This is a genomic window from Paenibacillus sp. QJM3NY_38 (assembly GCF_056173265.1).
Window position 1 is genome coordinate 1,066,085 of sequence record NZ_CM149665.1, and the last position, 14,355, is coordinate 1,080,439.

The 14,355-nt window shown below is 52.2% G+C and carries 15 protein-coding genes; 14 read left to right on the forward strand and 1 reads right to left on the reverse strand.

Annotated elements, in window-relative coordinates; translation table 11 throughout:
* Nucleotides 1-85 precede the first annotated feature (85 nt).
* The 14 genes from AC0VZ8_RS04685 (at nt 86) to AC0VZ8_RS04750 (ending at nt 13,660) form a co-directional block, all read left to right on the forward strand.
* The gene (locus AC0VZ8_RS04685) at nt 86-820 is read left to right on the forward strand and encodes an acyl-[acyl-carrier-protein] thioesterase (RefSeq protein ID WP_475486168.1); all 735 of its coding nucleotides are present in this window, start codon (nt 86-88) and stop codon (nt 818-820) included.
* Nucleotides 821-881: 61 nt separating this feature from the next.
* Complete coding sequence (locus AC0VZ8_RS04690) at nt 882-1,574, forward strand: response regulator transcription factor (protein ID WP_475486169.1); 693 nt, start codon at nt 882-884, stop codon at nt 1,572-1,574.
* A gap of 3 nt (nt 1,575-1,577) precedes the next feature.
* Nucleotides 1,578-2,564 carry a sensor histidine kinase gene (locus AC0VZ8_RS04695; protein WP_475486170.1) on the forward strand — a complete coding sequence of 329 codons (987 nt, stop codon included), beginning with the start codon at nt 1,578-1,580 and terminating at the stop codon, nt 2,562-2,564.
* Nucleotides 2,565-3,213: 649 nt separating this feature from the next.
* Nucleotides 3,214-3,984, forward strand: coding sequence for an ABC transporter ATP-binding protein (locus tag AC0VZ8_RS04700; protein WP_119849954.1), 771 nt, complete (start codon nt 3,214-3,216; stop codon nt 3,982-3,984).
* Nucleotides 3,959-5,893 carry an FtsX-like permease family protein gene (locus AC0VZ8_RS04705; protein ID WP_475486171.1) on the forward strand — a complete coding sequence of 645 codons (1,935 nt, stop codon included), beginning with the start codon at nt 3,959-3,961 and terminating at the stop codon, nt 5,891-5,893. The genes AC0VZ8_RS04700 and AC0VZ8_RS04705 overlap by 26 nt, the downstream gene beginning before the upstream one ends.
* An 86-nt stretch (nt 5,894-5,979) precedes the next feature.
* Complete coding sequence (locus tag AC0VZ8_RS04710; RefSeq protein WP_475486172.1) at nt 5,980-6,801, forward strand: MBL fold metallo-hydrolase; 822 nt, start codon at nt 5,980-5,982, stop codon at nt 6,799-6,801.
* A gap of 257 nt (nt 6,802-7,058) precedes the next feature.
* Complete coding sequence (locus AC0VZ8_RS04715; protein WP_071221571.1) at nt 7,059-7,712, forward strand: sigma-70 family RNA polymerase sigma factor; 654 nt, start codon at nt 7,059-7,061, stop codon at nt 7,710-7,712.
* Complete coding sequence (locus AC0VZ8_RS04720; protein WP_475487640.1) at nt 7,712-8,164, forward strand: GNAT family N-acetyltransferase; 453 nt, start codon at nt 7,712-7,714, stop codon at nt 8,162-8,164. The genes AC0VZ8_RS04715 and AC0VZ8_RS04720 overlap by 1 nt, the downstream gene beginning before the upstream one ends.
* Nucleotides 8,165-8,517: 353 nt before the next feature.
* Nucleotides 8,518-9,684 (forward strand): bis-aminopropyl spermidine synthase family protein, encoded by a 1,167-nt coding sequence (locus AC0VZ8_RS04725; RefSeq protein ID WP_475486173.1) that lies wholly within the window; start codon nt 8,518-8,520, stop codon nt 9,682-9,684.
* Between the two features lie 62 nt (nt 9,685-9,746).
* Nucleotides 9,747-11,885, forward strand: a complete 2,139-nt coding sequence (locus tag AC0VZ8_RS04730) for a DNA topoisomerase III (protein ID WP_475486174.1) — start codon at nt 9,747-9,749, stop codon at nt 11,883-11,885.
* Between the two features lie 107 nt (nt 11,886-11,992).
* The gene (locus AC0VZ8_RS04735) at nt 11,993-12,130 is read left to right on the forward strand and encodes a hypothetical protein (protein WP_012819087.1); all 138 of its coding nucleotides are present in this window, start codon (nt 11,993-11,995) and stop codon (nt 12,128-12,130) included.
* Nucleotides 12,131-12,369: 239 nt separating this feature from the next.
* The gene (locus AC0VZ8_RS04740; protein WP_012819088.1) at nt 12,370-12,633 is read left to right on the forward strand and encodes a DUF1294 domain-containing protein; all 264 of its coding nucleotides are present in this window, start codon (nt 12,370-12,372) and stop codon (nt 12,631-12,633) included.
* A gap of 126 nt (nt 12,634-12,759) precedes the next feature.
* Nucleotides 12,760-13,194 (forward strand): universal stress protein, encoded by a 435-nt coding sequence (locus AC0VZ8_RS04745; protein ID WP_012819089.1) that lies wholly within the window; start codon nt 12,760-12,762, stop codon nt 13,192-13,194.
* Between the two features lie 187 nt (nt 13,195-13,381).
* The gene (locus AC0VZ8_RS04750) at nt 13,382-13,660 is read left to right on the forward strand and encodes a hypothetical protein (protein ID WP_096774963.1); all 279 of its coding nucleotides are present in this window, start codon (nt 13,382-13,384) and stop codon (nt 13,658-13,660) included.
* Between the two features lie 31 nt (nt 13,661-13,691).
* Here AC0VZ8_RS04750 and AC0VZ8_RS04755 read toward each other — a convergent pair whose 3' ends face one another.
* Nucleotides 13,692-14,303 (reverse strand): histidine phosphatase family protein, encoded by a 612-nt coding sequence (locus AC0VZ8_RS04755; protein ID WP_475486175.1) that lies wholly within the window; start codon nt 14,301-14,303, stop codon nt 13,692-13,694.
* Nucleotides 14,304-14,355 lie beyond the last annotated feature (52 nt).

The window sequence follows — 14,355 nt, forward strand, 5'->3', positions numbered from 1 at the left end:
TTCGTTCTTTGATAAATGCGATTTTTTTGATTATGCTTGAAGAGAGAGGTTAGGTTGAGAAAATAAAGGAGCTGGCATGGGACTCATGATAGAAAAATGGACAGAAGAATACACGATTCAATCCGTTGACGCAGACTTTAAGGGAGACTGCCGATGGTCTTCGCTGCTCAGTATTTTGCAGAGAGCGGCTGACCGGCATGTTGAGGCGCTGGGGATCAGCCGCGAGGAGATGATCGAGCGGGGCATGGGCTGGATGCTGATTACGCTAGAGCTTGAGATGCGGCGGATGCCAAGGGATATGGAAACCGTATATGTGGACACCTGGAGCCGCGGGTCCAAAGGGGCGCTGTGGCATCGGGATTATCGGATCAAGAACGGCGATGGGGAGCTGCTGGGCGAGGGCCGCTCGGTGTGGGCGCTGGTGGACATTCATAAACGGAAAATTCTGCGTCCGTCCATGTTTCCGTACGAGGTGCCGATCGGTCAGGAAACGGTTGGAGAGCTGCCAAGCAAAGCCGTATTGCCAGAAGGGGTACAGCTTGATGATGCGTATACGTATACAGTCCGGTACAGCGGAATCGATACGAACGGCCATCTGAATAACGCCCGGTATGCGGATTTGTGCTTTGACGTGCTGGATGAGCAGGAACTTCGGGAAGGGCAAGTGACCGGCTTCAAGATTACATACCATAACGAGGCCAGACTGAAGGATACGATGCTGATCAAGCGTTCGGCCCAGGAGAACAATCGGGTGTACGTGCAGGGAACATCGCCGGACGGAACCAACTTTTTTGAAGCGGCTATCGTTAGGGAATCATAAACCATCAGGTTGTTCTTTCGGAGGGGGAAGAGCGGCCTGACGCTTCATGGAGGGTGAACGGATGTATAAAATCATGATCGTTGAGGATGACCCCAAGCTGGCGGGGCTGCTGCAATCGCATATCGAACGGTACGGAAATGAAGGGAACGTCGTCAAGGATTTCGATCATGTGCTGGAGCAGTTCCATGAGATGAAGCCGCATCTCGTTTTGCTCGACGTGAACCTGCCAAGCTTTGACGGATATTATTGGTGCCGCCAGATCCGGTCGGTATCGACCTGCCCGATTATTTTCATCTCGGCCCGTAACGGGACGCCGGATCAGCTCAGGGCCTTGGAGAACGGCGCGGATGACTATATCACCAAGCCGTTTGCTTACGATATCGTCATCGCCAAAATCCACAGCCAGCTGCGCCGCGTATACGGCGACTATGCGGCAGCATCCGCCGAGCGTACGGTGGAGAAGGACGGGCTAGTCCTCTATCCCGAACGGATGGAGCTGACTCTTCACGATCAGACATCCGTGCTCACGAAAAAAGAAACGATCCTTCTGGAAACGCTGCTGAGCCGGAGCCCCCGGCTTGTGACGCGCGAGACGATTCTGGAGAAGCTGTGGGACGATACGTTCGTGGACGATAATACGCTCAGCGTGAATATTAACCGGGTGCGGAAACGGCTGGGGGAGTTGGGGATTGAGAATGCGCTGGAGACGATTCGCGGCTCGGGGTACAGGCTGCATACCGTATGGAAGAGGTAGGCAATGAAAAAGCTGTTTTGGCGTGAGCATCTGCCCCTCATTCTGTTTGTAAGCGCGGCCTTGTTCGTGGTGCTGCTCGTATTCTGGTATGACGGCTATGATCATCCGGTGACAGCGGCTTATGCCGTTTTCCTCGGTCTGACCATTCTTGGCGGGTACCTGGCATTCCGGTATTTCACGCACCGGGATTTCTATGAGCGGCTGTCGCAGCCCATCAGGTCGTTGGAGGAATCGATCAAGCATAACGAGTCCGCCCCGCTGCCTACGGCCCTTAGCGAGCTTATGGAGGAGCAGTACCGTCAATACCGCACGGTCATGGAAGAGTGGGAGCGCCGTCGGAAAGAGCATATGATCTTCATGAATCAGTGGGTGCACCAAATGAAAACGCCGCTGTCCGTCATTGAGATGATCACGCAGGAGGATGACAACGACGCTTTCAAGAGTTTATCCGAGGAATCCGACCGGATTCGGCGCGGGCTGGAGATGGTGCTCTACATGTCCAGGCTCGAAACCTTCGAGCAGGATTTCAGCGTGGAGCCCGTAAAGCTTCATGAGGCGGCAGTCGAGGCGGTGCACGAGAACAAGCGTTATTTTATTCACAGTCATGTGTATCCGGAGGTCCGGATCGATTCGGATCTCACCGTTCAGACGGATGCCAAATGGCTCCGGTTCATCATGCTGCAGCTGCTGTCCAACGCCATTAAATATTCTGCCGGCACTGGACTTAAGGTGACGATGCAGGCCCGCCGGACGGAGGACCACCGCCATGTGGTACTGGAGATCACGGACCGGGGAATGGGCATACCGCCATCCGATATGAAGCGGGTGTTCGACCCGTTCTATACCGGGGAAAACGGCCGCAAGCTGAAGGAATCCACCGGCATGGGCTTGTATCTCGTCAAAGAAGTGGTCCATAAAATGAACCACCAAATCGAGCTGGAATCCGAGCAGGGAAAAGGAACGACGGTGAGGCTGATATTCTCGGGGTGAGATCTGCTTTGTACAGACGTCTCATGGAGGCAGAGTTCAATTATGGCTGTTACAGGTGACATTCACGACATTGAAATTATATAAGGCAGTAAAGCATGGGCTGGGTAAGATTTGGTTTGATCTCTTATTGAACTTTGGATTGAGTCACCTAAATACGTTACCGAAAGCACCTTATCTAGGGTAATTGATGGATGTCGAAACCATCATGAAGTCCTGAGGTAAGGTTTTTCTTTTGTTTTAAGTAGGTATTGGCACGCACCAGCGAAAGAGGACGAAACGATTCCGAAGAAGCGCAGCGGTCGCCTTTGCACCCGAATTTTCACCTCGGTGTAATCATTCAGAAAATTTGGGGGCAACAGCGATCGTAGGAACGTTACGTACTCGTAGCGGCCTGAGAATCGCAACAGTGACATACTCGTAGCGGCCTCTAGAATCGCAACAATGACGTACAGGAGCGCCTCTGGAATCGCAACCGTTACGCACTCGAGGCGGCCCTAGAATACCGAACATGACGTACCCAGAGCGGGTCTGCGCATGAATCTTACACCGATGTAAGGTTGGCGAAAGAGTGATCGATAGGAGATGGCCTGCCGGATGCTATACACTAACCTTACAAGAACGAAATAACGAAAGTGAGGTTTACAACAAGATGGAAATATTAAACGTGCGCAATCTGGGCAAAGTCTATAAGGCCGCGGTGTCCCACGAGGCGCTTTCCAATATCAATCTCAGTATCAACCAAGGGGAATTCGTTGGCATCATGGGCCCCTCCGGCAGCGGAAAAACGACGCTGCTCAACATGATCTCCACCATCGACCGACCTACATCGGGGGAGATCACCATCGGCGGGGAGGATCCGTTCCGTTTATCCCAGGATAAACTCGCCATGTTCCGCCGCCGTGAGCTTGGGTTTGTCTTTCAGTCCTTCAATCTGCTGAATACGCTGACGGTGAAAGAGAACATCCTGCTGCCCCTGGCGCTGGACGGCGTGGATCTAGATGAGATGAACCGCCGGGTCGGCATTTTGGCCGATAAACTGGGCATCACATCGATTCTGGATAAGCGGACTTATGAAATATCGGGGGGACAGGCGCAGCGGACGGCGATAGCACGGGCCATGATCCACGTACCGAAGCTGGTTCTGGCCGATGAGCCGACAGGCAACCTGGACTCCAAGTCGGCCCGCGACGTCATGGAAATGATGGACCGGAGAAACAAGGAAGACCAAGTGACAATGCTGCTGGTCACCCATGACCCGGTGGCAGCAAGCTATTGCAATCGGGTGGTGTTTATCAAGGACGGACAGTTGTACAACGAAATCACGTACGGCGAGAGCCAGTCGGCCTTCTACCAAAAAATCATCAATGTGTTATCGCTGCTGGGAGGTTCGGGACATGAATTTTCGCCAGTTCGCCATTAACAACGTCCTGCGCAGCAAGCGCACGTATATTGCCCATTTCCTGAGCAGTGCCTTCTCCGTCATGATTTTCTTTACTTATGGGCTGCTGTCGTTTCACCCGCAGCTGAAGGACGGTCTGGTCTCCTCGAGCGATACCATGTCCATGCTGGGCACAATGGGCATGACGGTATCGCAATACATCGTGTTTGTGTTTTCATTCTTCTTCCTGCTGTATTCGGTGGGGGCTTTCATCAAGGTCCGGAAAAAGGAGTTCGGCATTCTGCTGATCCTTGGCATGTCCCGCAAGCAATTGAACCGGATGCTGTTCATCGAGAACATTTTGATCGGCGCAGCGGCGATCGTTGTCGGCATCGGAACGGGCCTGCTGTTCTCCAAGTTGATTCTGTTAATCAGCGCCAAGCTGTTGGCCGTGGATACCGGACTTCCGTTTTATTTTCCGCTCAAAGCGCTTCTTATCACAGCAGCGGCTTATGCCGTCCTGTTCTTGCTGATTGCACTGTGTTCTTCGTTCATGTTGAGGAAGGGCACGCTGCTTGCGCTCGTGAAAGCGGAGGAAAGTCCCAAACCGCAGCCTAAAGCCTCTCCTTGGCTGGCCGTGCTGGCTGTCCTGTTGATTGGTGCCGGATACGGTATGGTTTTGGTTTTTGCGATTCTCCAAATCTTTAATTTTATTCTGCTGTTTGGAGGCGTTGTTCTCGTTGTCATCGGCACGTATTTTCTCTTCACCCAGTTCAGCGTATATTTTATGCGGTATTTGCAGAAGAAGGAGCGATTTTTCTTCCGTCGAACCAATCTGCTGACAATCTCGGAGCTCCTGTACAGAATCAAGGACAATGCGGTGATGTTTTTCCTCGTTTCGGTTATCTCGGCATCTGCCTTTACCGGCATCGGGACCACGCTCGCAATTGGAGATCCGGGCTTGTCAGCCATGGAGAACCCTTATGCCTACACATACTCCATGTATGATGAGGACGCTGATAAAGGGAATCGGCATCTTGATATCATCAGGGAGGAGCTTAAAAAAGGCGGATTCAATTATAAGGAGGCGGAGGTTACCCCGATTTTCTCGGATAACGGGGTGCAGCTGGTTAAGCTTAGCCAATATAACCGTCTCATTCAGTCGCTGGGTTACCCGGCAGAAACATTGGGCGACCTGGAAGGAATCTTGACTCCGGGAACGGTCTCGGAGAAGAACAGCTACCGAATCAACGGTCCTTTAAATAGTCAGTTCGAGGTATTAAACGGCAAGAAATCGGAAATCGTTAAGGTGCTCAAAGCCGAAACGTTTATTGCCGTACCGGCAACCTATGGCGAGACGCTGGTCGTATCCGACCGCTTGTACGACGATGCGTTCAAGGCACAGCAGGTTCAGGATCAGGAGTACGGTTATGCGGCATACCATACGTTTTTCGTTCAGGATTGGAAGAATACTGGGGATGTATCCAGAGCGATTCTGGATCGTCTCAAAGAGAATGAGGACTACAGTTATTATGTAAAATCATTGTATATGGATTGGAAAAGCGCCCAGCAGCAAAACGGCATTCTGCTTATGGTTAGCGGCCTGGTCGGCATCGTGTTCTTCACCTTCGCGGCAAGCTTTGTTTATTTCCGGTTGTATGCGGATCTTGCTCGGGACGAACAGCAGTACCGCATGATTGCTAAGGTCGGCCTCAGTAAAAAAGAGCTTGGCACCATCATTACCAAGCAGCTTGTCATTATGTTCTTTTTGCCGATGCTGATCGCACTCATTCATAGCGGCGTTGCCTTCGTAGCCCTGCAGCAGCTGGTAGACTTCTCGATTGTAGGGCACAGTTTGAAGATCTTTATCTTCTTCCTGAGCATCCAGGTCATATATTTCTTTATTACTCGCTGGCGTTATCTGGACCGTCTCAACAAAATCATTCAGTAAAAATCGCCATTTCTTCGTTGAAAAGTGCCAAAACGGGTATGTTATTACAAGAAGCATTTACAACGAGAAGTGGGGGCGATTCCATAATGAATGATCACAGCATGTTAAAGACGGGTGCAGTAGAGACGGAAGAGATTACGCCGGATATTCTATCCTTGCGTACGGTTATGGTGAACGTCCAGATGATCGGTACGCCGGGGACGGGCGACTGGGTACTGATTGATACGGGACTCGGAAATTTTGAAGGGTCCATTGTAGAAGAAGCTGAGAAAAGATTCGGAAAGCCGCCGGTTTGCATTGTGCTCACCCATGGCCATTTCGACCATGTCGGGAATGTGAAGGAATTAGCGGACCGCTGGAGTGTACCTGTCTACGCTCATCGGGATGAACTCCCATTCCTTACGGGAAAGGAAGACTATCCACCAGGTGATCCAAGCGTGGGCGGCGGATTGATGGCCCGCGTTGCCCCGATGTATCCGAACAAAGCCATCCATCTGGGCTCCAGGATACAACCGCTGCCGGAGAACGGCAGCGTGCCGGGTCTTTCTGAATTTAAATGGCTGCCGACACCGGGCCATAGCCCTGGCCATATCTCCCTGTTCCGCGAACGGGATCGAGTCCTCGTTGCGGGAGACGCGGTGATTACGGTGAAGCAAGAGTCAGCGCTAGCCGTCATCGGGCAGGAGAAGGAGCTGCACGGTCCGCCGATGTATTTTACCCCGGATTGGGATCTTGCGCGGGAGTCGGTTCGCCGCCTGTCAAGCTTGAATCCCGGAGTTCTGATCACGGGACACGGAGTTTCGATGCGGGGTGAGGAGCTTACCGCTTCACTTGAACGGCTAGCTCGAGATTTTGATCGTTTGGCCGTTCCCGAGCAAGGTCGATATGTGGATAAGGAACCGAATTGAATGAGAACGGATCAATCATCCGTTTCATGACATGAACGATTTATAGGCTGAACGAGACACCGTAAGGGCGATGACCTTGCGGTGTTTTTTCATAGGCTGAATATTCAATATGGAAATGATTAACGGAATTGTGCGAAAATGAAGGTGATGGCAACACCGGATTTTTAAAAAAAGATGAACTGGCGTGAACCTAATCGCGCTCTCAGGCATCTAACTTATGTAAGGCCAAGGAAGTGTTGCAGAGGAGGTCTCCCAATGTGAACAAGAAATCCAATATAGAACGCGATGTCCAGCTTGCCAAGCATGGGGATCGGGAAGCCTTTAGCAGGCTGGTCCACGCTTGTGAGCGTAATTTGTATGGCTTGGCCCGCTTGTATTTGAGGCGGGAAGAGGATTGCGCGGATGCCGTACAGGAAGCGATTTATAAATCCTTCGCAGCGATGTCGACCTTAAAGCAGCCTGCTTATTTTAGAACATGGCTGTCCCGCATTCTTATTCATGAATGCCTGCAACTGCTGCGCTCCCAGCAGCGGCTGCGGACGGTTGAACTTGCCAATGGGGGTGCCGATGCACTGCCGTATGAAGCGATCGAACTCAACGAAGCCGTGACCCATCTGGAAGATGATTTACGCAGAGTTATTCAGCTTCACTATTATCGGGATATACCGATCAACCATATCGCCAAGATGGTAGGTATACCGGAAGGAACGGTGAAATCCCGGCTGTACCGGGCGCGTGCCATATTGGCGGAAAGATTGGATCCTTCCACGGAAAGGAACGTGAGCCATGACCCGATAGTATGTAAGGAGCCGAGTCTGAAGAACTTTGCTCCTATACTCATGATGATCCGGACGGTTAGGCTTATCGGCGATTACGATATCATTCACAGATCATGGGGTGTAACGGCTTGATGGAAACGAAACAGAATGTCAGATTGATGGACAAACCCGACCTTGGAGCATGTTCCGAGCTGATGCTCAAGGTCTTTAGCGGCGAACCCTGGTTCGATCAGTGGGACTCCGTGCAGCATGTGCAGCAATACCTCGGGGAATTTATGGACAATCCGGTATTCCTGGGATTTGTTATAGAACAGGATGGTAAGATACTGGGAGCTTGTTTTGGTCATACGAAGAGCTGGTATAGCGGTGAGGAATACTATATCCAGGAGTATTATATCGATACCGATCTGCAGGGCGGCGGACTAGGTTCGGCATTAATGCATGGCATAAAGGAGTATTTGAAATCGATTAACATTCATTGCATGGTGCTGCTTACGGAAAAGGATCTTCCGGCGGAAGATTTTTATCGGAAACACGGTTTTGAAGTGAAGAAGGATATCATTTTTATGGCCAACAGATTTTAGTCGGCGGGATTTATATTGAAAATAGGGGAGCTGTCTTGATGTCGGTGCGTGTTCTTAACTAACCAAATTGTATAGGACTCTCTGCTTGTGTTTTGGCAAAAACCCACTTTATGTGAGGTTTATTTGTCATGGCGCGAAGGCTCTGAGTCCACCTGGTTAAGAACACAACAGCCATCCCTTATATATTGACTGTACAGCCGTGCCCCGGGCACGGCTTCCCGCTGGGGGACAGAAGGTGGACGATGGTTCATGGACTTCTGTCCTTTTTTTATTACTGCAGCACGTATGGGGTTACGTGTGTTCTTTTCCAGGGGCAATAACCACCCCATATTCAGGAAAAGAGCGTGATTCACATGATGAATTATATAGAAGAAGTGAAAACCAAAGTTCGTTTGCAGGAAGGCGTTCAGGTGATTGAACAGCTGCTGGTAGCGAGTTATATGCGGCCCGGTATTTCAACCAAAGAACTGGCACGACATACGTATCTACCCGTTCCAATCACTGCCGCAATCAAGAAGGAGCTCATCAAGGCAGGTGCTCTCATTCAAGAGCGGGGAGTTCGCTGCACCTCTGCCGGGAAGGTGTATGTTGAACATGAACTGGGATACGGCGGGATCGATCAAGATCTGTATCAGAAGCTTATGGCCGAGGAAACCGATTGGCAGCCGGAGCTTTCTGATGTACTAGCGAGGCTCTCGGAGATCCTGGAGCAGCGCCCCCAAGTCGATGTTCAGATCGACCAATCCCAATGCACGGTTGAGACGAGTCTTCGGAGAGCCGTTCTGTGTCTGAGGGAGAACAGCCTGATCGGCAAGAACATCCTGTGCGTTGGCGATGACGACCTCGTGAGCATTTCGCTGGGTCTGCTGCTTAAACGGCTGTTCCCGAACGCAAAGGACCAGAGAGCCGCCATTACCGTAATGGATATCGATGAGCGATTCCTGCGGTTTATCGGTGACATGGCTGCAATTGAAGATATATCGGTTACATGCAGGCATGTCGACCTCAGACGGCCTTTGCCCCAGGAATGGACAGGGCAATACGATTGCTTTTTTACGGATCCGCCGTATACGCTTCAAGGCTTGACCTTGTTCTTGTCCCGTGGCCTCAGCGCGCTGAAGCCCGAGAAGGGGTGCCCCATCTTTCTATCCTTTGCGCATAAATCTCCCGACTTCACTTGGTCCATGCAGCGCGAATTCGTCCGCATGGGGTTGTCGGTGAGACAGGTGGAACTTCATTTCAATCAATATATCGGAGCGCAGATGATCGGCAATAGCAGCCAAATGATCGTGCTGACAACCACGGAATTTACGGAGCCGCCGATTAAGGGTTCTTTTGAGGATGAGCTTTATACAGGCGAGGTTCGGCGAACGGTCCGAACCTACCGATGCACCCAATGTCAGAGCGAGCTGCAGGTGGGCGTGCAGGGCGATTATTCCACGATCGAGGATTTGAAGAAGCAGGGCTGTCCCGTATGTGCCAATCTTACGTTCACATGGCTGGCTAAGAAAACGATCTGACTTATCTTTGTGGAAACAATCGAGGGGAGGTTATAATAGGGGAACAGAGGAAGGGGAGGGCTATGAAAGTATTAGTATTGGCTGAGAAGCCGTCCGTTGCGAAGGAAATTGCGAGAGTGATGGGCAGCCGCGAGAAGCAGAAGAACTATTTTGAAGGACCGAAATATATTGTGACCTGGGCGCTTGGACATTTGGTGGGTCTTGCCGAACCCGAGGACTATGATAAGAAGTACCAGACCTGGGCGCTGGAGGATCTGCCGATCCTGCCGGACAACACGAGGCTTAAGGTGCTGAAGGAAACAAGCCACCAGTTCAAGACGGTGCAGCATCTGATGAAGCGTTCGGACGTTGGGGAGATGATTATTGCCACCGATGCCGCCCGCGAAGGGGAACTGCTTGCGCGCTGGATCCTGAAAATGGCGAAGTGGAACAAGCCGTTCAGACGGTTATGGATTTCTTCCCAGACGGATAAGGCAATCAAGGAAGGTTTCGCATCCCTCAAGCCGGGGCAGCAGTTCGACCGGCTCTACGAGTCCGCACGCTGCCGGGCGGAAGCAGATTGGATGGTTGGATTGAACGTGACGCGCGCGCTGACGACCAAATTCAATGCGCAGCTGTCCGCAGGCCGGGTTCAGACGCCGACGCTCGGGATGATCATGGACCGCGAGAAGGAGATCGTGAATTTCCGCTCGCAGGAATATGAGACGCTGCAGGCGGATCTCGGAAGCTTTGAGGTTTCGTGGCGTCCGGCCGGCGGAGACGGCCGTTTATTCGAGAAGGACAAGGCCGCCAAGCTGAAGCAGAAGCTGGAAGGCAGCACGGGAAAAATCGTGAGCGTGAAAAAGAGCGAGAAAACCGAACCGCATCCGCTGGCATACGATTTGACCGAGCTTCAGCGGGATGCCAACCGCCGATTCGGGTTCTCGGCCAAGCAGACCTCGAATGTGCTGCAGCGCCTGTACGAGCAGCATAAGCTGGTCACCTATCCGCGCACGGACAGCCGTTACCTGACATCCGATATGGTCGGGACGTTGAAGGAAAGGCTGTCGAGCATTGCGATCGGACCGTATGCGTCCATTGCGCGCCCGCTGCTTCGCAAGAATTTGTCGCCAGGCAAACGGGTCGTGGACGACAGTAAGGTTACGGATCACCATGCCATCATTCCTACCGAACAGACCGTGCTGCTGAATCAGCTGTCGGTCGATGAACGCAAGCTGTACGATCTCATCGTGCGCCGGTTCATCAGCTTGTTCTATCCTCCTGCCCGTTACGATAACGTATCGGTGACCGTGCAGATTGAAGGCGAACAGCTCTATGCGAAAGGGACAACGATCAAGGACAGCGGATGGCGCGAGGTGTATGGTGGCGACTATGAGGATGACACGGACGACGAGAGTGACGATGGTCAAGGCCCATCTTCTTCGGGCAAGCTCCTGCCGGAGCTGAAAGAAGGAGAATCGGTGAAGGTGGTCCGCTGCGTGCTGAAGCCGGGACGGACCCAGCCGCCGAAGCGGTATAACGAGGCGGCGCTGCTCTCCCAGATGGAGAAGCACGGCCTTGGAACCCCGGCAACCCGGGCCGACATCATCGAGAAGCTGGTCAGCTCCGACACGATCGAACGGCAGGGGCAAACCCTCCATCCGACAGGCAAAGGCAAGCAGCTGATCGAGCTGGTTGCTCCGGAGCTCCGGACGCCGGAGCTTACGGCGCGGTGGGAAGCCGAGCTCGAGCGGATCGCGAAGGGGCAGGGCAAGCCGGAACCGTTCCTGCGCGGCATACGGGATATGACCAAGAAGCTGGTCACGGACGTGAAGGGAAGCGAAGCGGAATACAAGCCGCATAATGTTTCGAACAGCCACTGTCCGGATTGCGGCACACGGCTGCTCGAGAAGAAGACCAAGCGCGGCAAGCTGCTTGTCTGCCCGAGTGACGATTGCGGGTACAAGCGCTCAGGCGAGAAACGCCTGTCCAACCGCCGTTGTCCGCAGTGCCATAAGAAGATGGAGATGAAGGAAGGCAAGGCGGGGCTGTTCGTGCAGTGCCTTGGCTGCGGCATTACGGAAACGCTGAAGAAGGACGCCAAGCACGTGAACAAACGCGAGGAGCGGAAGCTCGTGCAGCAGTACAGCAAGCAGGAGTCGATCGGTTCCAACCTGGGCGATCTGTTGAAGGCAGCGCTCGAGCAGAAAGGGAAGGAATAGTCTCGCGAGCGTTAATCTCATAGGGCTAAGATGAATTGCGTTTTTCTTGCCGTTGTTAGCATAACCTCGGGTGCAATGGCCCATTCTACGGACAGGGGGTGATTTGCATGCCGAACCATAAAGCGAGAAAGACCGAAAACCAGCAGAACAAATCAAGCATTCTGGAGGAGAGCAAAACCCTCAAGCCGAAAAAGGCTGCAGACTATGTTCCGAGCCTGAACGAAATATCCAAGAACGAATCTTGATGGATCGTGGCGGTTAAGAAATGTTTGGGTTGTCATTATGCCGGGCACGGGCCGGTCGGATCTTACGACCGCCGGCCGGTGTCCTCGTAATGGCATCAGGGACAGCGCTTGGCGTCATGCCCCTAGGGCATGGCCGGGCATTGTCTTCATCAGCCTGCGGTTTTATAATAGCGGTAGAACGTATAGCTAATGGCTGATTGGCAAGATCGATCAGTTGAAATGGGGGTGCGTGAACCAACGTGAGACCTGCACTGATCGTTTGGTTTATTTTTATCAATGCGGTAGCCTATCTGGTCATGTCCGAGGATAAACGGCGTGCCCGGCTGGGGCGGGATCGCGTTCCGGAGAGGACGCTTTTTCTGTTGGCCGCCATAGGCGGGGCTTTGGGCGTATGGATCGCGATGTACCGCAAGCGTCATAAGACGAGGCATTTATCATTTAAAGTCGGAGTACCGCTGCTGCTAGTCGTAAACGTTGCATTGTATACGTATTTCTGGGGTTAGCTTGTTTGTTGCCATGATTTACATAGGGGTGTCGCCGACAGTTAGTCGGCAAGCTCGTTTCATACCGGTATGAAGCTGTTTAATAATAAGTAGTAGGTCTTTTAACAACAGAAAGAGGTGGCCTGTATGCTTTTTACTAAAATTCTTCTAGCTTACGACGGCTCCAAAGCAGCGAATAAAGCGCTCGGACGTGCGGTGGAACTTGCCAAGGTAACGCCGGGAGCGACGCTGGATGTCATTCATGCTTACGATTTTCCTCGCTTCTTCGTTGGGGAAGGGCTTGCCCCGATTCCAGCTTCACTCAATAAAGATGTTTACGATCTGGCCGTGCAGACGACGGAGGAAATCCGCGAGCGGATCGAGAATTCGGGCGTTAACGGTCAAGTGGAGATGATCCAGGGTCCTCCGGCCGAGGTCATCCTGGAGTATGCGGATCAGAACGGCAGTGACCTGATTGTCATCGGCAGCCGCGGTCTTGGCGGCATCCGCGAGTTCGTGCTGGGCAGTGTCAGCCATAACGTGGTGCAGCATGCAACGATTCCGGTACTTGTCGTAAAATAATGTGGAAGGGACGCGAAGGCGTCCCTTTTTGTTAGGAACGTATACACTTCAGTCGACTCACCCTCCTGATCTCGCAAGAAAAATTCGTCAAATGCGGTCTATCTTCTTATGAGATACGTCGATCGATTTTTTTCTTATAGCGCAGTTCATGTTGGGTGTTCGTGATTATTTGGTCAAAGGAGGTCCTATGGAAATTATACTTCTTATCATCTTGGTCGTTCTGGTCGGACTTATGGCTTCAAGCCGAATGACGGCCATAGAGAAGCGAATGAAACGGCAGCAGGCCGCGTTGAACCAAATCGCAAGCCATTTAGGAATACCCGAGCCGCCGGTGCCTGCGGAAGTCAAACGGCTGCTGCAGGAAGGGCAGGATATTAAAGCGATTAAAACCGTAAGGGAAGAATTGGGATTGTCTCTGGTTGAAGCCAAACAATATGTAGATGCCATCAAGCATGGGGAGCGGTAGAACAGGCATGACGTGAATGTACGATGCTCGATTATAAGTGAGGGGTGGCATTCTCGATGGTAAGCTCCCAACGCCCGTCGCGATACTCGATTCGGTGCAGCCCGGTGTTCGCCGCCGGGAAGAATGGATTCTTATTGGTCCAAGCCGTATCTTTAATTAGATGATAAATGATGTTGATCACTCCCCCGTGTGTGACAACCAGTACGTTCTCATGATGATCCGCCGATTCCTGATCCTGGCATAGTTTGGTGAAGGTATCCTTGATCCGCTGGAAATTTTCTAGCGGGCTCTCACCTCCAGGGTATTTCTCGTCCATCCGTAAGCTGGAAAAATACAGCCCGGGGAATTTCTCTTCCGCTAATGCGTGGGGCATTCCAGCGAGCAGACCGTTGTTGGTCTCCCGCCATTCCTCGGAGCCGATCAGCGGCAGGCTAAGTTTATCAGCAATGATTGCGGCTGTCTGACAAGCCCTTTGCAGATCGCTGCAAATGATCCGCCGGATATTAAATTCATGCTTGTGTTCATTCAAGTACTGCCCCAGCTTCTCCGCTTGCCTGATCCCTTCATCGATGAGCCCGCGCTGGCTCCATCCTCCGCGATATCCTTCTTCGTCCTGACCATGCCTTACGAAATAGATAGCCATTGGTTCCTCCTTAGAAATAGATTCTGCTTAGTGACATCCAAATATAAATGTC